The sequence below is a fragment of the Jiangella mangrovi genome (genome assembly GCF_014204975.1).
Taxonomy (GTDB): domain Bacteria; phylum Actinomycetota; class Actinomycetes; order Jiangellales; family Jiangellaceae; genus Jiangella; species Jiangella mangrovi.
Genome location: NZ_JACHMM010000001.1, coordinates 5,628,980 through 5,647,764 on the forward strand (window position 1 = coordinate 5,628,980; position 18,785 = coordinate 5,647,764).

Annotated in this window: 21 protein-coding genes; 12 read left to right on the forward strand and 9 right to left on the reverse strand. The window is 73.6% G+C overall.

Annotation, left to right across the window (positions count from 1 at the left end; translation table 11 throughout):
* Positions 1–38: 38 nt before the first annotated feature.
* Positions 39–275, reverse strand: coding sequence for a hypothetical protein (locus HD601_RS34265; protein WP_246400407.1), 237 nt, complete (start codon positions 273–275; stop codon positions 39–41).
* Between HD601_RS34265 and HD601_RS34270 the strand changes: the two genes are divergently transcribed.
* The 7 genes from HD601_RS34270 to HD601_RS26120 all read left to right on the forward strand — a co-directional run bounded on the left by HD601_RS34270 (position 240) and on the right by HD601_RS26120 (position 6,931).
* Positions 240–839, forward strand: a complete 600-nt coding sequence (locus HD601_RS34270; RefSeq protein WP_246401953.1) for a mandelate racemase/muconate lactonizing enzyme family protein — start codon at positions 240–242, stop codon at positions 837–839. The two genes, HD601_RS34265 and HD601_RS34270, sit on opposite strands and share 36 nt — an antisense overlap.
* A complete protein-coding gene (locus tag HD601_RS34275) occupies positions 836–1,717 on the forward strand; it encodes an amidohydrolase family protein (RefSeq protein ID WP_184826907.1) in 882 nt (293 codons plus the stop codon). The genes HD601_RS34270 and HD601_RS34275 overlap by 4 nt, the downstream gene beginning before the upstream one ends.
* Positions 1,714–2,445, forward strand: a complete 732-nt coding sequence (locus HD601_RS26100) for an amidohydrolase family protein (protein ID WP_221441315.1) — start codon at positions 1,714–1,716, stop codon at positions 2,443–2,445. The genes HD601_RS34275 and HD601_RS26100 overlap by 4 nt, the downstream gene beginning before the upstream one ends.
* Before the next feature lie 262 nt (positions 2,446–2,707).
* On the forward strand, positions 2,708–3,679 hold the full coding sequence (locus HD601_RS26105; protein ID WP_184826909.1) for a dihydrodipicolinate synthase family protein: 972 nt from the start codon (positions 2,708–2,710) through the stop codon (positions 3,677–3,679).
* 69 nt (positions 3,680–3,748) lie between these two features.
* Complete coding sequence (locus tag HD601_RS26110; protein WP_184826911.1) at positions 3,749–5,092, forward strand: ABC transporter substrate-binding protein; 1,344 nt, start codon at positions 3,749–3,751, stop codon at positions 5,090–5,092.
* A gap of 35 nt (positions 5,093–5,127) precedes the next feature.
* Positions 5,128–6,006, forward strand: coding sequence for a carbohydrate ABC transporter permease (locus HD601_RS26115; RefSeq protein ID WP_184826913.1), 879 nt, complete (start codon positions 5,128–5,130; stop codon positions 6,004–6,006).
* Positions 5,990–6,931: a carbohydrate ABC transporter permease gene (locus tag HD601_RS26120; RefSeq protein ID WP_184826915.1), complete on the forward strand. Its 942-nt coding sequence runs from the start codon at positions 5,990–5,992 to the stop codon at positions 6,929–6,931. Before HD601_RS26115 ends, HD601_RS26120 begins: the two co-directional genes overlap by 17 nt.
* Here HD601_RS26120 and HD601_RS26125 read toward each other — a convergent pair.
* Genes HD601_RS26125 through HD601_RS26135 form a run of 3 tightly spaced genes read right to left on the reverse strand, consistent with a single transcriptional unit; the run spans position 6,921 to position 9,496 of the window.
* A complete protein-coding gene (locus tag HD601_RS26125) occupies positions 6,921–7,664 on the reverse strand; it encodes an alpha/beta fold hydrolase (protein WP_184826917.1) in 744 nt (247 codons plus the stop codon). The genes HD601_RS26120 and HD601_RS26125 overlap by 11 nt on opposite strands.
* Positions 7,665–7,673: 9 nt before the next feature.
* Positions 7,674–8,834, reverse strand: coding sequence for a sensor histidine kinase (locus HD601_RS26130; RefSeq protein ID WP_184826919.1), 1,161 nt, complete (start codon positions 8,832–8,834; stop codon positions 7,674–7,676).
* Entirely contained in the window at positions 8,831–9,496 is a 666-nt protein-coding gene (locus HD601_RS26135; protein ID WP_184826921.1) for a response regulator, read from the reverse strand. The genes HD601_RS26130 and HD601_RS26135 overlap by 4 nt, the downstream gene beginning before the upstream one ends.
* A 114-nt stretch (positions 9,497–9,610) precedes the next feature.
* Here HD601_RS26135 and HD601_RS26140 point away from each other — a divergent pair, with 114 nt between their 5' ends.
* The 4 genes from HD601_RS26140 (at position 9,611) to HD601_RS26155 (ending at position 13,279) form a co-directional block, all read left to right on the forward strand.
* Entirely contained in the window at positions 9,611–10,183 is a 573-nt protein-coding gene (locus HD601_RS26140) for a hypothetical protein (protein ID WP_184826923.1), read from the forward strand.
* Positions 10,180–11,259: a peptidoglycan-binding protein gene (locus tag HD601_RS26145; protein ID WP_184826925.1), complete on the forward strand. Its 1,080-nt coding sequence runs from the start codon at positions 10,180–10,182 to the stop codon at positions 11,257–11,259. The genes HD601_RS26140 and HD601_RS26145 overlap by 4 nt, the downstream gene beginning before the upstream one ends.
* On the forward strand, positions 11,256–11,939 hold the full coding sequence (locus HD601_RS26150) for an ABC transporter ATP-binding protein (protein ID WP_184826927.1): 684 nt from the start codon (positions 11,256–11,258) through the stop codon (positions 11,937–11,939). The genes HD601_RS26145 and HD601_RS26150 overlap by 4 nt, the downstream gene beginning before the upstream one ends.
* Positions 11,940–12,055: 116 nt before the next feature.
* Positions 12,056–13,279 (forward strand): ABC transporter permease, encoded by a 1,224-nt coding sequence (locus HD601_RS26155; protein WP_184826929.1) that lies wholly within the window; start codon positions 12,056–12,058, stop codon positions 13,277–13,279.
* A 16-nt stretch (positions 13,280–13,295) separates the two neighbouring features.
* Here the strand turns inward: HD601_RS26155 and HD601_RS26160 are convergent, their stop codons facing one another.
* From HD601_RS26160 to HD601_RS26180, 5 genes are all read right to left on the reverse strand, one after another.
* Complete coding sequence (locus HD601_RS26160) at positions 13,296–13,529, reverse strand: hypothetical protein (protein ID WP_184826931.1); 234 nt, start codon at positions 13,527–13,529, stop codon at positions 13,296–13,298.
* A gap of 25 nt (positions 13,530–13,554) precedes the next feature.
* Positions 13,555–14,220, reverse strand: coding sequence for a sortase domain-containing protein (locus HD601_RS26165; protein ID WP_184826933.1), 666 nt, complete (start codon positions 14,218–14,220; stop codon positions 13,555–13,557).
* 115 nt (positions 14,221–14,335) lie between these two features.
* Positions 14,336–15,109, reverse strand: coding sequence for a hypothetical protein (locus tag HD601_RS26170; protein ID WP_184830337.1), 774 nt, complete (start codon positions 15,107–15,109; stop codon positions 14,336–14,338).
* 78 nt (positions 15,110–15,187) lie between these two features.
* Complete coding sequence (locus tag HD601_RS26175; protein WP_184826935.1) at positions 15,188–15,808, reverse strand: HNH endonuclease family protein; 621 nt, start codon at positions 15,806–15,808, stop codon at positions 15,188–15,190.
* A gap of 82 nt (positions 15,809–15,890) precedes the next feature.
* Positions 15,891–17,447, reverse strand: a complete 1,557-nt coding sequence (locus HD601_RS26180) for a 3-hydroxyacyl-CoA dehydrogenase family protein (protein ID WP_184826937.1) — start codon at positions 17,445–17,447, stop codon at positions 15,891–15,893.
* A gap of 492 nt (positions 17,448–17,939) precedes the next feature.
* Between HD601_RS26180 and HD601_RS26185 the strand changes: the two genes are divergently transcribed.
* Entirely contained in the window at positions 17,940–18,758 is an 819-nt protein-coding gene (locus tag HD601_RS26185; RefSeq protein ID WP_184830188.1) for an ABC transporter ATP-binding protein, read from the forward strand.
* Positions 18,759–18,785: the final 27 nt, after the last annotated feature.

The following is an 18,785-nucleotide window of genomic DNA, read 5'->3' on the forward strand; positions in this document are numbered from 1 at the left end:
CGAGGACCTCATGGACACCGCGTTGGCGCGCAACCCGTTCACGAAGGCCGGCGTCCTCGATCGCACTGTGGGACGCGTGGGCGCGCACGCTCGGCGTCCCGCTGGCGGTCGCGCTGGGCGGGCCGTACCGCACCGAGATCCCGGTCAAGCTGTCGCTGTCCGGCGACGGCGAGAAGCTCGAGCGTGCGCACGCTGCCGCCGTCGCCGCCGGGTTCGGTGCGTTCAAGGTCAAGGTCGGGCTGGGCGTCGACGGCGACGTCGAGCGGTTCGCGCACGCCCGGCAGCTGGTGGGCGAGAAGACGTTCCTCGGCATGGACGCCAACGGCGGCTGGTCGCGGTCCGAGGCGGCGCGGGCGATCCGCGCGCTGACGCCGTACGGCCCGGCTTTCGCCGAGCAGCCGGTGCGCCCCGACGACCTGGCCGGGATGCGGTCGCTGCGCGACCTCGGGCTGCCGGTCGTCGCCGACGAGTCCGTGTTCGGCACCGACGACCTCGTCCGCGTGGTCGAGGCCGGCGCCGCCGACGTCGTCAGCCTCTACGTCGGCAAGAGCGGCGGGCCGGGCCGGGCGGTCGCGATGGCCGGCCTCGCGAGCGCCTTCGGGCTGGACGTGCTGATCGGGTCCAACGGCGAGCTGGGTCTCGGCGCGGCCGCCCAGCTGCACGTCGCCGCCGCGCTGCCGCGGCTGTCGGCCATTCCGTCGGACATCATCGGCGCGCACTACTACGCCGAGGACATCCTGGCCGAGCCGCTGGCCGGCGACGGCGCCGTCGTGCGGCTCGGGACGTCGCCCGGCCTCGGCGTCACCCTCCGAGACGACCTGCTGCGGGAGTTCCGATGATCGTCGACGTGCACGCGCACACCCCCACGCACCGCGACGCCGTCCCCGACGACGAACGGCGGGTCTACACCGGCTGGCGCACCGACCGCGCGGTGACGACGACCAACTCGTGGGCCGACTACGACGAGGCGATGGCCGACGCCGACGTCTCGATCGTCTTCAACATCGCCGTCGACGATCCCGAGGCCGCCACCGGGCTGCCGTACCGGCCCGAGGACACCAACACCTCGACGGCGGCGTTCGTCGCCGCCGACCCGGCCGGGCGCATCGGCTTCATGTCCGTCGACCCGACCCGCGCCGACGCCGTCGAGGAGGCCGAGCGCTGCCGCGAGCTGGGCCTCGTCGGCGTCAAGCTCGGCCCGAACTACCAGGACTTCGACCCGCTGTCGCCGCGGGCCACCGCGTTCTACGGCTACTGCGAGCGCGAGGGGCTGCCGATCCTGTTCCACCAGGGCGCCTCGCCCATCCGGCACGCGCCGCTGCGCTACACCTACCCACTGGTCACCGACGAGATCGCGCTCGCCTTCCCGGAGCTGCGCATCGTCATGGCGCACATGGGCCACCCGTGGGGCAAGGAGACGGTGGTGACCATCCGCAAGCACCCGCACGTGTACGCCGACGTCTCGTCCATCTACCTGCGCCCGTGGGTCTGCTACGAGTCGCTGCTGGCCGCCGTCGAGTGGGGCGCGGCGCACAAGCTGCTGCTCGGCTCGGACTTCCCGATCGCCAACACCGGCGAGGCCATGGCCGGGCTGCGCCGGGTCAACGCGATCACCGAGGGCACCGCGCTGCCGCGGATCCCCGACGAGGTGGTCGAGCAGATCATCCACGCCGACGCGCTGGGCGCGCTGGGCCTGTCCGTGAAGGAGACCCCGTGATCATCGACGCCCACGTGCGCCTCGGGCCCGGCCGGTCGGCCGAGCTCGCTGTGGCCGAACTGGCCGAGACCATGGACCGGCTCGGCATCGACCGGGCGATGATCGCGGCGGGCGAGTACGCGACGGCCTGGGACAACCGCGGCGGCAACGATGAGGTGACGGCGGCAGCTGCGGCCTCCGACGGCCGGCTGGTGGCCTACGCCGTCGCCAACCCGTGGGCCCGAGCGGACGCCGTCGCCGAGCTGGCGCGGGCCCGCGACCTCGGCGCCCGAGCTCTCGCCGTCGACCCCGCCCTGCAGGGCTTCGACCTGCTCGACGGGCTGGTCGATCCGCTGCTGGCGTTCGCGCAGGAGTCCGGCTGGCTGGTCTACGTGCGGACCGGGACGCCGCCGCACGCAGTCCCGCTGCCGCTGGCCTCACTGGCGAGGCGCTGGCCGGCGCTGACGTTCGTGATGGGCCGCAGCGGCGCGACCGACTTCTGGATCGACGCCGCGCCGGCGCTGCGGCACGCGCCGAACCTCTACGCCGACACCAGCTACGCGCCGTGGGACACCGTGCTCTCGGAGTTCGCCCGCGACCCCGAGATCGGTGCCGGCCGCTTGGTGTTCTCGACCGACGCGCCCTACACCGTGCCGTCGGCCGAGCTGGCCCGGATCACCGACTGGCCGATCCCCGACGGCGACCGCGCCGCCGTGCTCGGCGGCACCCTGGCCCGCCTCCTCGGCTGAGGTGCGGCACCAGGCCCGCGATCATCAACCTTTTGCGTCGATATAGCGACCCAAAACGTTGATGATCATGGAGAAGGTCGGCTCCAAAGCGATCTGGAAGCCACTCTTCTCCATGATCGACAGTGGGCGGCCGACGGAAGTGGACCACAGCGAGCCCGATCGGGTCGCCGCCGGCCTCGACAGCCGGACCGCACGTCCATTAGTCTCTATATTCAGAAGATAATTTCGAAATGTCGAAGTTAGAACAGATCCGGAGGGCGGCATGGCAGCACTGGACACTCGGCCGACACCGGAGGGCGGCCCCGTGGCCGGCGACGCGGCGCAGTTGGTGCGTGGCGTCTCGCCGGTGCTCGAGGTGCCGTTCCACGCCGACGGCGCGGTCGACGTCGAGGGCTTCGGCCGGGTCGTCGACTACGTGCTCGGCACCGGCGTCAGCAGCGTGATGTTCCCCGGGTTCGCCTCGGAGTACCACAAGCTCTCCGAGGCCGAGCGGGCCGAGTTGACCGAGGTCCTGCTGTCGCGCACCCGTGACCGCGCCGACGTCGCGGCCATCGTCGCCGTCCAGGACCACGCCACCCGGCTGGCGGCGCACCGGGCCCGGGCCGTCGTCGACGCGGGCGCCGACCTCATCAACCTGCTGCCGCCGCACTACCTGTCGCCGTCGCGGCGGGCGATCCAGGAGCACGTCGGCGCCGTCCTGGCCGCCGTCGCCCCGACCGCGGTGGTGCTGCAGTACGCGCCGTCGGAGACCGGCACCAGCCTCGACGCGGCGACCCTGCGCGAGCTGGCCGCCGAGCACCCCAACCTGCGCCTGGTGAAGGCGGAGTCGAGCCCGCCCGGGCGGCTCATCGCCGAGCTGGCCTCCGGGCAGCCCGCGCTGCCGGCGGTCGAGGGCTACGCCGGCGTGCAGTTGCCCGACGCGATCCGCCGCGGCGCCGTCGGCACCCAGCCGGGCTGCTCGTTCACCGAGATCTACGTCGAGATTTGGCGCCGGTTCGCGTCCGGCGACCACGCCGGCGGTGACGAGCTGCACCGCCGCCTGCTCCCCTACATCTCCTACTGGATGCTCGACACCGAGCTGATCATCGCGGCCGAGAAGCTGATCTCGGTGCGCCGCGGGTTGTTCGCCGACCCCTACTGCCGCGAGCCCGGCCACCGTCTCGACGCGGAGGAGATCCGCATGGTCGACCGGTTCCTCGCCGAGTTCGACGGCATGCTTCCCCACCTCGGCTGACCGGAGTATATTCTCCGGATTGGCGTAACTATCTTCGAAATATTGAAGTTACCCACGGAAGGCAGGCACATGAAGACGATGCGATTCGTCGTCCCGCTCGCCGCCGGGTGCCTCGCGCTCGCCGCGTGCAGCGGCGGCGACGACGGCGACACCACGGACGCCGGACCCGACGCGGCGAGCTGGCACGAACAGATCGAGGGTTCCCCGCTGGAGGTCGGCGTCCTGTCGGCCGAAGGCACGCCGGGCCTCGCGGTCCTGCAGGAACTGGCCGACGGCCTCGAGGCCGACTACGACGGCACCGACGTCACGCTGACGTTCGCCAACACCGACGCGCGTCCCGGCATCGAGCAGCGCTGGCGCTCCGGCGACCCGCTCGACGTCGACTACGGCATGTTCGACGGCACCAACCCGGCGTTGACGGTGTGGGCCGACGACGGCGCCCTTCTCGACCTGCGGCCGTACCTCGAGGCGAACGACCCCGAGACCGGCACGCCGTGGCTGGACCGCTTCAGCCCGCAGGTCCTGGAGTTCATGGAGAACCCGTCCGACGGCGGCATCTACGGCGTGCCGTCCGAGCTCTCGCTGCACGTGCTGTTCTACAACGCCGGGCTCTTCACCGAGCTGGGCATCGAGCCGCCGCGTACCTGGGACGACCTGCTGGCCGCGAACACCGCGCTGAAGGCCGCCGGGGTCGACCCGATCGCCGTCACCGGCCTGTTCGAGCCGTACATGGGCATGTGGAGCGACCACCTGTGGCTGCGCACCGTCGGCTACGACGCCGCGCGGGCCGTGCTCACCGGCGGCGAGGGCCACATCACCGACGACCCCGGCTTCCTCGAGGGTCTCGAGATGCTGCAGCAGCTGCGCGACGACGGCGCCTTCCTCACCGGCTTCGAGGGCACCGACTTCACCGCAGCCCAGGCCCAGTTCTTCCAGGGCGACGCCGGCATGATCCTCATGGGCAGCTGGCTGGTCAGCGAGATGTCCGACGTCATCCCCGCGGACTTCCAGCTCGGCGTCGTCCCGTTCCCGACGGTCGAGGGCGGCGCCGGCGACCAGGGCGCGGTCATGGCGGCGCTGCAGGAGATCTCCGTCGCCGCCGAGAGCGAGAACATCCCGCTGGCGCTCGAGTGGGCCCGCCGGCTCACCAGCGTCGAGACGCAGACGCAGCGCGCCGAGGAGATCGGTGAGGTGTCCGCCGTCGTCGACGTGCCCAGCCCGCCCGGCATCCCCGGCATCGACCAGGTCGTCGCCGACGCCGAGTCGCTGGAGCCGCGCGACTACGGCATCGTCCAGAGCCCGGCCAACGAGGTGATCTACCCCGAGATCGCGCGGCTGCTCTTCGGCGAGCAGGATGCCCAGCAGACGCTCGAGCGCCTCGACGAGGGGCTGCGCCGGGTTCACGGCAACTAGGGTCACGCGGGCAGCAGGAATCGAGAGGAGTCACGATGCACCGAGCCGCGCAACGCCGCATCATCATCCCGTTCCTGCTGCCCGCGCTCCTGCTGCTGGGGGTGTTCTTCCTCTATCCCCTGGTGCGCACGGTCGACATCTCGTTCACCGAGTGGACCCGCACCGGCAGCTACCACTACGTCGGCGTCGAGAACTACACCAGGGTCGTCGACGACCCCGGCTACCTCAACGCCCTCAAGAACGCGTTCCTGTTCACTCTGGTCGGTGGCTGCATGCTGTTCCCGGTGGCCATCGCGATCGCGTGGGCGCTGAACCAGCGCATCCACGGCGAGCGGTTCTTCCGGTTCGTGGTGTTCGCGCCGGTGGTGCTGAGCGCCGCCGTCGTCGCACTGATGTGGAAGTTCGTCTACCACCCGACGCTCGGGCTGATCAATCCCGCGCTGGAGGGACTCGGGCTCGGGGCGCTGGCCCGCACCTGGCTCGGCGACGCGGCCACAGCGCTGCCGGCGGTCGCGTTCGTCACCGTCTGGCACGGCATCGGCATCTGGGTGGTGCTGCTGTCGGCCGGGTTCGAGCGGCTGCCACCGGACGTGCTGGAGGCCGGGCGCATCGACGGCGCCGGCGAGTGGCGGCTGTTCCGCAGCGTCATGCTGCCGATGCTGCGCGACCTGTTCCGGATCCTGGTGGTGCTCTGGATCGTGCAGAGCATGCAGGCGTTCGCGTTCGTGTTCATCATGACCGGCGGCGGGCCGTTCGGGTCGACCGACATCGTCGGGACCCTCATGTACCGGGTGGCGTTCGAGCGCTCGGAGTTCGGCTACGCCGCGGCCATGGGCGTCGTCCTCGTCGTGATCATGCTGATCGTGGCGCAGCTGGTCAACAAGGTGATGAAGCGCGATGAGCTCCAGTACTGACGTCCGCCCGGTGCCGGCCGCGGGCCGGCCCACCCCGCCTCCGTCGCGTCGCCGTCGTGGCCGGGGCGGCCGCCGTCAGGGCAGCGACCGGGCGCCGTTCCGCCGCTTCCACCTGATCATCTACCTGCTGCTCGGCGCCGTCGCGTTCTCGACGGCGGGCGCGTTCGCCTGGGTCTTCAACGTGTCGATGAAGACCAACACCGAGTTCATCGGGACCCGCCCGTGGACCGTCGCCGAGGGCTGGCGCTGGGAGAACTACACCGACGCGTGGTCCGCGGCCAACGTCGGCTCGTTCTTCGGCAACAGCGTCATCGTGAGCATCTCGGCGACGGCGCTCGGCGTGGTGCTCGCGGCGTTCGCCGCGTACCCGCTGGCGCGCATCCCGTTCCGCGGCAGCGGCCTGGTGCTCAGCGTGTTCCTGCTCGGCCTCATGGTGCCGTGGATGGTCACGTTCATCCCGCTGTACGTCACCATGCAGGACCTCGGGCTGCTCGACAGCCGGCTCGGGCTGGCGCTGGTGTACGCGACGTACAACCTGCCGTTCAACGTGTTCGTGCTGGTCGGCTTCATGCGCACGCTGCCTGGCGAGCTCGAGGAGGCCGCGGCCGTCGACGGCGCCGGGCCGGTGCGGACGTTCCTGCGGATCATCCTGCCGCTCATGGGACCGGGGCTGGCGTCGGTGTCGATCATCAGCTTCCTGCAGAATTGGAACGAGTTCTTCTATGCGCTGGTGCTCATCCACTCGCCGGAGCGGATGACGCTGCCGCTGGGGCTGTTCCAGCTTGGCCAGGCCGCCGACTACGGCACCAACTGGGTCACACTGTTCGCAGGCATGATGATCACCGTCGTGCCGGTGCTGCTGGTGTTCGCGCTGCTGCAGAACCAGGTGACGAAGGGCCTGACGGCGGGCGCGCTCAAGGGCTGAGCGTCGTCTCCCGCAGGATCGCGGCGACGACGTCGGGCCGCTCCAGCGGCGACAGGTGCCCGGCCTCGTCGACGACGTGCACCGTCACCCCGCCGAGAGCCGAGGCCATGGCGGCGGCCTCGTCCGGGCCGGTCATGGTGTCCTCGGCGCCGACGACGACGGTGGCAGCTTCGAGTCCACGCGCCGCGGCGTCGTGCAGGGTGTCGAACGACGGCGGCCGCGCGGCCATGGCGCGCTGCGCCCAGGCGACGCCGTCGGGCCGGGCGGCGTCCAGCCAGGCCGTCACCTGTGTGACGAGGCCGGGCCGGTCCCGGTGCGTCGTCGCACCGAGCAGGGTGTCGAGCATGGGCCGCAGCGCCCGGGTGCCGTGCTTCTCGACCGCGTCGGCCATGCGCAGCCGGTTGGCCCGCGCCTCGTCGGTGTCCTCGCTCGCCTTGGTGTCCATGAGGATCACCCCGGCGACGCGGTCCGGGTGCCGACGGAGCATGGCCATGGTGACGTAGCCGCCCAGCGACAGCCCGCCGACGACCGCCCGCTCGACGCCGCGCCGGTCCAGCTCCGCCGCGACGTCGTCGGCATAGGTGTCGAGCGACGGCTCGCCGGCCGCGTCCGGCCCGCCGAACCCGCGCAGGGCCGGCGCGATGACCGTCGTGCCCGGCAGCCGTTCCGTGACGCCGTCGAACACCGCCGGCGTCAGCGGGAACGCATGGATCAGCACCACCGGCAGGCTCATGCAGCGACCCTAGCCCCCGGCGGGGAGAGCGACGCGGACGAGGAGACCGCCGTCGTCGCGGGCGTGCGCGGTGGCGGTGCCGCCGTGGGCGTGGGCGACGGAGCGGACGATCGACAGGCCGAGCCCGACGCCGTCGCCACCGGCGGTGCGGCCGTTGCCCCGGCGGAACGGCTCGAACAGGCCGCCGACCTCGTACGGGGCGAGGACCGGGCCGGTGTTCTCGACCTGCAGTGCGACGCCGCCGCCGGCCGGGTCCGGGCCGGTCCAGACCCGGACCTCCGCGCCGTCGCCGCCGTGCACGACGGCGTTGCGGACCAGGTTGGCGACCAGCCGCTCCAGCAGGACGGCGTTCCCCGTCGTCGCCGCGGGCTCGAGCGCCGACGTCACCGTCACCGACCGCGCCGAGGCCTCGCGGCGCTCCTGCTGCAGCACGTACGCGGCGATCTCGCGCAGGTCGACGGGCTCCGGGGCCGTGACCGCCTGCTCGGACCGGGCCAGCGTGAGCAGCCCCTCGACCAGCCGCTCGCTGCGCTCGTTGGTGGCGAGGATGGTCGGGGCCAGCCGCTTGAGGTCGTCGGAGACGGACGGGTCGCCCAGCGCCACCTCGAGCAGCGTCCGGTTGACGGCGAGCGGCGTGCGCAGCTCGTGCGACGCGTTGGCGACGAAGCGGCGCTGGGCGTCGAACGAGTGGTCCAGCCGTTCCAGCATGGCGTCGAAGGTGTCGGCGAGCTCCTTCAGCTCGTCGTCCGGGCCCTGCAGGTCGATGCGCTCGTGCAGGTTGCGGTCGGCGACCCGGCGCGCGGTCTCGGTGACCCGCTGCAGCGGCCGCAGCGCCCGGCCGGCCAGCAGCCAGCCCAGGCAGACCGCCAGTACCAGCCCCGCGGCCAGCGCGATCAGCGACCACAGCAGCAGCCGGTCCAGGACGTCGTTGCGGTAGGCGTCGACGGCGGCGCGGATCGCGTCGATGTCCAGCGGCTGGTCCAGCCGGTCCGTCTCGCGGGTGCTGCCGCCGGGCGCGTTCGGGCGCACCAGCGACTCCGACACCAGCAGGTACGTCACGGTCACCAGGACGGCGCCGGCCAGCGCGAACGCCCCGGAGTAGAGCGCGGTGAGCCGCACCCGGACCGGCCAGCGCGCCGGGTTCAGCCCGGCGCCCCGCAGGCCGCTCATGCCGCGCCGCCGAGCCGGTAGCCCGCCGACACGACGGTGTGGACGACAGGCGGGTCGCCGAGCTTGCGCCGCAGCGTCATCACCGTCACCCGCACCACGTTGGTGAACGGGTCGGTGTGCTCGTCCCACACCTTCTCGAGCAGCCGCTCGGAGCTGACGACGGCGCCGTCGGCCCGCAGCAGCTCCTCGAGCACGCCGAACTCCTTGCGGCCGAGGCGGATCGGGCGGCCGTCGCGGCTGACCTCGAGCCGGGCCGGGTCGAGCACCAGCCCGTCGCGGGCCAGCACCGGCGGCGCGGCCTCGCGGCTGCGCCGGCCCAGCGCCCGGACCCGGGCCACCAGCTCGGCGAAGGCGAACGGCTTGCCGAGATAGTCGTCGGCGCCCAGGCCGAGCCCGTCGACCCGGTCGGTGACGTCCGCCGCCGCCGTCAGCATGAGCACCCGCGTCGCCGGCCGGGCCGCGACCACCGAGCGGCATACGTCGTCGCCGTGGGTGCCGGGCAGGTCGCGATCGAGCACGACGACGTCGTAGTCGTTCACGCCGAGGCGGTCCAGCGCGGCGTCGCCGTCGTACGCGACGTCGACGGCGATCGCCTCGCGCCGCAGCCCGGTGGCGACGGCGTCGGCCAGCAGCGTCTCGTCCTCGACCACCAGCACGCGCACGTCGCGGCCCTCCCCTCGTTGTCGTCCCAGCCTGGTGGCGACGACATAAGGCCAGCGTAAGAGCGCGCCGTCGGCTCACGCCGGTCTTATGCGCGGGCGCGTACTCCTGGGGCCATGACGATTTCGCGTACCACCGCCCTGCTGGGCGTGGCCGCCGTGCTGCTGCTGAGCGGCTGCGGCGACGACGACGGCGGGGCCGAGGTGGCCAGTGCCGGCGGGACGGCGGCCGCCGCCGACCCGACCGAGGAGAGCGAGCTCAGCCAGGACGAGCAGGCGCTGGCGTTCGCCGAGTGCCTGCGCGAGAACGGCCTCGACGTGCCGGACCCGGAGCCCGGGCAACGCGGCGGCTTCGGCGGCCTCGGGGCGCTCGGCGAGGACGTCGACGAAGAGACGTTCCAGGCCGCGATGGACGCCTGCCGCGACCTCGCGCCGACCTTCGACCGCGGCGAGGACCTCACCCCGGAGCAGCAGGAACAGCTGCTGGAGCTGACCGAGTGCCTGCGCGAGCAGGGCATCGACGTGCCCGACCCGGGGGCGGGCGGCTTCGGCGGAGGCGGCGGCGGAGGCGGCGGCGGGCTCGGCGACATCGACCGGGACGCGCTCGACGCCGCCCGCGAGGCCTGCCGGGACATCCTGGACCTGCAGCCGCCGAGCGAGCGGTCCGGGCAGCCCGAGGCGGACACGTGAGCCGCCGGCCCGTATGGGCGTCGGTGGGCCTGGTCACGCTGGCCGCGGCCGGCGCTGGCGGCTGGCTGATCGGCCGCGACGACACCGGCCAGGCCGCCGCCTCCGAGAGCGCCGAGCCGGCCGCCACGGCCACCGTCGAGCTCGGCACCCTGACGGCGACGGAGACATGGAGCGCGACGCTCGGGCACGGGGAGCCGACGACGGTGTCCGCCGCGGCCGCCGGGGTGCTCACCCGGGTCGCCGACGCGGGCACCGACGTCACCCGGGGCAGCGTGCTGTTCCATGTCGACGAGCGGCCGGTCGTGCTGCTGCTCGGCGCGGTCCCGATGTACCGCGACCTCGACGTGGGGGCCGAGGGCGCCGACGTCGAACAACTGGAGGCCAACCTGGCGGCGCTCGGCTACACCGGCTTCACCGCCGACGACGAGTACACGGCCAACACCGCCGAGGCCGTCGAGGACTGGCAGGACGACCTCGGCGTGGAGTCGCCAGACGGCGTGGTCGGGCGGTCGGACGTGGTGTTCCTGGCGGCGGGTGGGCGGGTGGACGCGCCGGCCGCGGTCGGCGCGACGTTGCAGCCCGGCACGGCGGTCGTGGAGCTGACGGGCACCGCGCAGGTCGTGGACCTCGAGCTGGACCCGGCCGACGCCGACCTCGTCGCCGCCGGGACCGCCGTCACCGTCGTACTGCCGGACGGGACGGAGCTGGCCGGGACGGTCGGCTCCACGGAACTGGCGGCGGCGGACAGCGCGGCGGACCCGGCCGCGTCGGGCGAAGCCGAGGACGTCACCGTCGCGGAGATCGCACTCACCGACCCCGACGGCCTGGCCGCCGCCGAGCCGGCCGGCACCACCGTCGACGTCGAGCTGGCGGTCGACTCGCGGGCCGATGTGCTGACGGTCCCGGTCAACGCGCTGCTGGCGCTCGCGGAGGGCGGCTACGGCCTGGAGGTCGTCGCCGACGACGGCACGACCTCCGTCGTCGCCGTCCAGACCGGGTTGTTCGCCGACGGCCGGGTCGAGGTCAGCGGCGACGGGATCGCCGACGGCGTCGTGGTCGGGACGGCGGGCCGATGAGCGACGCCGTGGTGGAGTTGGCGGGCGTGGTGCGCGAGTACCCCGGGTCTCCCCCGGTGCGGGCGCTCGACGGGGTCGACCTGCGGATCCGGGCGGGTGAGCTGGTCGCGATCGTCGGGCCGTCGGGGTCGGGGAAGTCGACGCTGCTGCACGTGCTCGGGACGCTGGACCGGGCCGACGCCGGGACGGTGCGGATCGACGGGCACGACGTCGGCGCGCTGTCCGACGCCCAGCTGTCCGCACTGCGGGCCTGGCGCATCGGCTTCGTGTTCCAGCAGTTCTTCCTGGCGCCGGGGGTGAGCGCGCTGGACAACGTCGCCGACGGGCTGCTCTACACCGGGCTGTCGCTGCGCGAGCGCCGGGACCGTGCGCACGACGGGCTGGCCGCCGTCGGGCTCACGCAGCGCGAGTCGCACAAGCCGAACCAGCTGTCCGGCGGCGAGCGGCAGCGGGTCGCGGTGGCGCGGGCGCTGGCCGGGTCGCCGTCGCTGCTGCTGGCCGACGAGCCGACCGGCAACCTCGACACCGTCGCCGGGCGGGGCGTCGTCGAGCTGCTGCACGACCTGCACCGGGCCGGCACCACGGTCGTCGTCATCACCCACGACCTCGACGTCGCCGGCAGCCTCCCCCGTCAGGTGCACCTGCGCGACGGCCGGATCGAACGGGACGGGGCCCAGTGAGGGCCATGCGGCACCGGCGGCGACGCGGGGCCGGAGGTCCCGCCGAGTCGTCGGTCGTGGCTGGTTCCGACGTGATGCGAGAGAGGCGGCGCCGCATGGGCCGACCGGCTGATGTGATGAGCGGGCGACGAGGCGGGCCCGTCGTCGGCGTCGAGCCGTCGCGGCTGCGGCCTCGGGACGTGCTGCGGGTCGCCGGGTCCGGGCTGCGGGCGCGGCCGCTGCGGGCGGTGCTGTCGGCGCTGGGCATCGCGGTCGGGATCGCGGCGATGGTCGCCGTCGTCGGCATCTCCGCGTCCAGCCGCGAGCAGGTGAACCAGCAGCTCGACGCGTTGGGGACCAACCTGCTCACGGTGGCACCCGGAACGACGCTGCGCGGCGAAACCGCCACGCTGCCGCCGTCGAGCGTGGAGATGGTCGCCCGGATCGCCCCGGTGACCTCGGTGAGCGCGACCGGCGCGGTGCCGGACGCCGCGGTGTACCGCACGGACGCGATCGACCCCGCCCAGACGAACGGCCTGGCGGTCCTGGCGGCGCGGCCGGACCTGCTCGGGACCGTCGGCGGCACCGTCTCCGACGGGCGCTGGCTCGACGACGCCCTCGGCTCGTTCCCAGCCGTCGTGCTGGGGTCGACGGCGGCCGAGCGGCTCGGGGTGACCCGGACCGACGGCTCGGTGGCGGTGTGGCTGGGCGGCTCGTGGTTCACGGTCGTCGGCGTTCTCGACCCGGTGCCGCTGGCACCGGAGCTGGACTCGTCGGCGCTGGTCGGCTGGTCCGTCGCGGCGTCGCTGCTGGACTTCGACGGATCGCCGACGATGCTCTACGAGCGGTCCGAAGAGGCGCAGGTCGACGCCGTCCGGTCGGTGCTGCCGGCGACCGTCAACCCGGAGAACCCCGAGGAGGTCACGGTGAGCCGGCCGTCCGACGCCCTGGCCGCCCAGGCGGCGACCGACGAGACGCTGACGACGCTGCTGCTGGCGCTCGGCGGGGTGGCGCTGCTGGTCGGCGGGATCGGCGTGGCGAACACCATGGTCATCGCGGTGCTGGAACGGCGCTCGGAGATCGGGCTCCGGCGGGCGCTGGGGGCGACGCGGGCGCACGTGCGCCGGCAGTTCCTCGGCGAGTCGGTGCTGCTGGCGGCGCTGGGCGGGGTCGGCGGAGCCTTGCTGGGCGGGGCCGTGACGGCGGTGTTCGCGGCGTCGCGCGGCTGGCCGCCGGCGCTGCCGTCGTGGGTGCTGGTGGGCGCGGCCGGCGCGACGATCGTCGTCGGCGCCCTGGCCGGGGCGTACCCCGCCGCCCGTGCCGCCCGGATGTCCCCGACCGCCGCGCTGACGACGGGCTGAGCGCTGCCCGCCTCGATCAGCGACGACGGCGGCCGCGGGCCCGCCAGCAGCCGGTGTGCCAGTGCCGGCGCTCGTCGATGCCCTCGCCGGTGAACGAGCGGCTGACGGTCGGCCACGCGACGATGTGCGGCGTGGCCGGCCGGATCAGCTGGTCACAGCCCGGGCACCGGTACGGCTTGGTCGACGCGCTGCCGGTGATGCGGCGGACGACCCACTCGCCGTCGGGGCCGGACTCGATGCTCTCGTGCACGCCTCCATGGTCGCCCACGCCCCCCTCAGGTCGGCACGGCGGTGACCACCACGTTGGCGCGGAACCCCGTCCCGTTCCAGTCGGCGCAGGTCACGAGCACGAGCCGGCCCGGTCCGTCCTGAGCGAACATCTCGTCGGCGCGGGCGGCGAGGTCGGCCGGGGTCATCGTCTCGACCGTGTCCACGCGGTACCACTGCTCGACGTCGGGCCCGCTGATCAGGACGTTGTCGCCCCGGTTCAGCCGCGCGACGTCGTTGAAGGCCGCCTCACCACCCTCGACCGCGTGGCCGACGACGACCGCCGACCCGGTCTCGGCGCCGGGCGCGGCACCGTCGCGCCACCAGCCGCCGAGCAGCGGGTCCTTCGGCGGCAGCAGGACGCGCTCGGCGTCGCTGGCGATCTCGATGACCGGCGCCTGCGTTCCCAGCAGTGGCAGCAGCAGCGTGTAGAGGCCCTCGGCCGTCCCGACCGGAGCACCGGGGACCGCGGACTGCTCCGTCGGGTCATAGGGTCCCGACGGCGTCGGCGTCGGCTCCGCCTCGGGCCGGGCCGCCGGGCCCTCGAACTGGCTCATCCCCCACCATGCGGCCAGCGCCAGCAGCAGCGGCGCAATCAGCCACGGCAGCGCCCGCGGCCGGGTCCGGCGGTGCCGGGGATCCGGGCGCGGCGGCGCGACCCGCACTTCCCGCACCGGGCCCCGCCGCGGCGACAGCGGCTCGTGTGGCTCCGGTGGCTCTGGTGGCCCCGGCGGCCCCGGCGGCGGAGGAGGAGGCGGGGGCGGCGGGGGCGGCGGTGGAGGCGGCGGGTCAGCCGGCACGCCGGCTCCTCACGACGGCGGCCGCCCAGCCGGTCGCGCCGACCAGGCCGCCCGCGAGGAGCATGCCCGCGAGCGACGGCGCACCGTCGCCGCCGTCGCCGGCCGGACCGCCCGGCCCGGCTGGACCGCTCGGGCCGCCGCTGCCGCCGTCGCCCCCGCCCGCGGGGATCGCCGTCGGCACCGGGACGCGCGGCTCCGGTGTCGGGGTCTCGGTCGGGGTGGGCGTCGGCGTCGGAGTGGGGGTCGGCGACGGCGTGCGCGTGGGTGTCGGTGTCGGAGTCGAGGTGGGCTCGTCGGCCGGCGTCTCGGCGGGCGGATCGGGCGGCCGGTGCGACGGCGTCGGCCGCGGGATCGGGGTGACGACCGGCGGCCCGGCGGCGTCGTCACGCAGGCCGCAGGCGAACCACTCGTCGATGTCGCGCGGCCGGCCGTTGGGCCGCTCGGGCGCGCGCAGGCCGAAGTAGGGCCCGTCGGTGTAGACGAGGTACCGATCGCCGCCGCGCACGCCGACGGCGGTGAGCCGGTAGTCGTCGTCGCGCACCCAGACGCTGAGCCGTGTGCCGTGGTCCGAGACGTCCCAGCCGATCGCGTCGCTGCCGCGCAGGTCGCTGCCGCCGTAGCGACCGCACCCCGCCTCATCGGCGTCGATGAGCTCGGCGCGGCCGCCGGCACGGTCGTCGGCTCGGTCGCCGGCCGCGGCGGGCGCAGCGGCCAGCAGCACGGCGGCGACCGCCACCGCGGGCAGCACTGCCAGTCCTCGCACGACGCCCCCCGACGTGTCGACTCCGGCCGCGGCACTGCACTACGGCCCCATGCTTTATAGCGCGACGGGTCTGAATTGTCAGCAGGTGCCCAGCATGTCCTGCAACGCATTCTTCTCCGCGGCCGTGATCGTGAGGCCCCAGTCGTACTTCACGTCGGTCCAGTGGCGTGCGTAGTAGCACCACCAGTTCGTGTTGGCCGGCTTCCACTCCGACGGGTCACTGTCGCCCTTGGAGCTGTTGCTGGAGGCGGTGACGGCGATGAGCTGGCCGCGGGCGAGGTCGTTGGCGAAGTCCTCGCGCCGGTCCTCGGTCCACGCGCTGGCGCCGGAGCGCCAGGCGTTGGCCAGCGGCACCATGTGGTCGACGGAGACGTCGCTCGGCTCCTCGATCCAGACCTGGTCGTAGACGCTGTACCAGCTCCCGCCGGTCGGATAGCAGTCGGCGCCCGTCGTGACGCCGGAGCCGTCGCGCACCAGCACCATCTCGCGAGTGTTGCAACTGCCCTCGGCGGGGCTCCAGTGCGGGAACTTCTCACGCGAGTAGCCGGCGCTCGAGCCGGGCGCGGCGACGGTCAGATCGGCGAGCTGGTCCGCGGACTCGGCCGGCGACGGCGGGTCCGGCGGGTAGGCGTTGGCCGGGCTGACCAGCGCGAAGACGAAGGCGAGAGTGGCGAGGAGGGTGAGAACGGCGCGGCGCATGACGGTGACCTCCTGGTTGGCCGGTGGTCACCAAGAGTGTCAAGATTGTCCGGAGTGCGCCAGAGTGTGGCGATCTCTTCGCTCAGATGTCGGCGAACCGCAACCCGGCCGTCGCGAGCTGACTCAGCAGCGGCGACGGCGCCAACCCCGGTTCGCGGACCTCGGCGTGCAGCCGCTCCAGCGTCGCCAGCGCGGCCGCCGGGCCGAGCGTGTCGAGCAGCTCGAACGGCCCGGCCGGCAGCCGGCAGCCCAGCCGCATCGCGGTGTCGACGTCGGCGGCCGACGCGTAGCCCGTCTCGAGCATCGCGACGGCATCGTTGAGGTACGGCACCAGCAGCGCGTCGACGACGAACCCGGCGCGGTCGGCGCAGACGACGGGCGTGAGGCCGGCGGACGCCGCGAGGGCGGCGACGGCGTCCACGGCGGGCCGGCCCGACACGACGGTGCGGACGACCTCGGCGACGGCGCTCGTCGAGCCGGCGACGTGCAACCCGACGACGTCCTGGGGGCGTCCCGAGGCGGCGGCGCTGGCGACGACCGGCCCGGTGCCGGTGGCGGCGAGGACGGTGCCGGGCGCGGTGGCGGCGGCCAGGCGGGCGAACGTGTCCGGGTCGCCCGGCGCGACGACGACGTCGACGCTGTCCGTGCCCTCGGGGTCGCCGACGACGTCGTGGCCGGCCTTCGCGAGGGCCTCGGCGAGGTGGCCGGTCGTCGTCGGGTCGAGGACCGCGACGCGGCGCTTGTCCGGGGTGACCACCGCGGGAGGTGCGCTGACGCCGTCGTTCCCCGGTGTGTAGTCGTAGAAGCCGCGGCCGCTCTTGCGCCCGAGGAACCCGAGCGTGACGAGCTGGCCCAGGATGGGCGCGGGCGCGTGCAGGCGGTTGCGGCCCTGCCGGTACATCGTGCCGAGGATCTCGTGCGCCGTGTCGAGGCCGATGAGGTCGAGCAGCGCCAGCGGCCCCATCGGGTACCCGAGCCCGGCCGTCATCGCGGCGTCGATGTCCTCGCGGCTCGCATGGCCGCTCTCGACCATCGCGGCCGCGCGGTTGAGGTACCCGAACAGCAGCGCGTTGGTGACGAACCCCGCGCGGTCGCCGCACTCGACCGGCGACTTGCCGAGGCGGCGGGCGAGGTCGGTGACGTCCTGCACGACCTCTGGGGCGGTGACGACGGTGCGGACGACCTCGATGAGCTGCTGCACCGGCGCCGGGTTGAAGAAGTGCATGCCGACGACGCGCTCCGGGTGCGAGACCGCGACGCTGATCTCCGTCACCGAGAGAGAGGACGTGTTGGTCGCGATGACGGTCGTCGGCGCGACGATGCCGTCGACGCGGCCGAAGAGGTCGCGCTTGATCTCCAACCGCTCCGGCACGGCCTCGATGACGAGGTGCGCGTCTGCGAGGGCGGCGAGGTCGGTCGTGAAGGTGATGCGGTCGCGGAGGGCGGCCGCGTCCCCTTCGGAGAGCTTCCCGCGCTTCACTGCGCGGCTCGTGGACGTGTCGACGTGGCCCCTGCCCGCGTCGAGGGCCTGCTCGTCCCGCTCGACCCCGACGACCTCGAGGCCGGCGCGCGCGAACACCTCCGCGATGCCCGCCCCCATCGTCCCCAACCCGACGACGCCCACGCTCGTGATCTGCATGCCGCGCAGTCTAGGCACGCGGTGGTTTCAGGTTGGTCGGGGCGGCGAGGTGGGCTCCCCGCCCCGCCTGCTGCCCAGTCTCTCGCCCTCGTGGTCTGGCGTCACGTCCTGGTCTCCAGTCACGCCCGCAGGCCGATCAGGGCCGTTTCGCGTCACAGCAGACCAGCACGTGACCCAGGACCAGGACGCCGACTCGACTTCACTAGCGTCAGCCGTCTTCAATAGCGAGAACCGTCTTCGGCGGCCCCGCCATGGCTCAGAAGACGGCTGGCTCTATTGAAGTCGGTCAGCGCGATCGAAGACCCGCGGCGCCCGTCGTCAGACTCCCCTCGTCCCCCTGATAGCTGCCCGTTCTTAGGCCGCAGGGGGACGAGGGAACCCCAGCGCAACCACACACCCCACACCCGCAGGGTGTGATCCACCCACCACACCGCCGGGTTGCGAATTAGCTTAGGCGTACCTTACGTTGGCGCCGTGACCGTTTCGTCCACCATGCCGTTCGACGGCCTCGCCGCGCGCGAGCTCGATCTCGCGTACGGGCGCGAGGTGGTGGTGCGGGCGGCGTCGATCGAGCTGAAGGCGGGCACGGTCACGGCCCTCATCGGGCCCAACGGGAGCGGCAAGTCGACGCTGCTGCGCGCGCTCGCCCGACTCCATCTTCCGACGGCCGGCGGCATCAGTTTCGACGACGGCACCGACGTGCTCAGTCTCGACCCGAAGGAGCTGGCCCGGCGCATCACGCTGCTGGCCCAGAGCCGCAGCACCCCGGGCGGACTCAGTGTGAGGGAGCTCGTCGAGTACGGCCGCCACCCCCATCGTGCGCGCTGGAGTGGTCGCGACCCGGGCGCCGAGCAGGCGATCAGCCGGGCCATGGCGCTCACCGGCATCGAGGCGCTGGCCGACCGCCCGGTGCAAGCGCTGTCCGGCGGGCAGTCGCAGCGGGTGTGGCTGGCCAGCTGCCTCGCGCAGGACACCGGCCTGCTGCTGCTCGACGAGCCGACGACGTTCCTCGACCTGCGGTACCAGATCGAGATCCTCGACGTGGTGCGCGAGCTGGCCGACGAGCACGGCATCGGCGTTGGCGTGGTGCTGCACGACCTCGACCAGGCGGCCGCCATCGCCGACCGCATCCTGCTGCTCGAGGACGGCCGGGTCACCGCCGACGGCACCGCGCACGCCGTCCTGACCCCGGAGAACCTGAGCCGCGCCTACGGCATCCGCGTCGACGTCCACGTCGACCCCGTCGACGGGCGCATCGCCACACGCGCCGTCGGCCGGCACAACGACGTCCGGCCGCGCGCGACGGCCTGACCCCACCCGACCCGTTCCACCACCCGT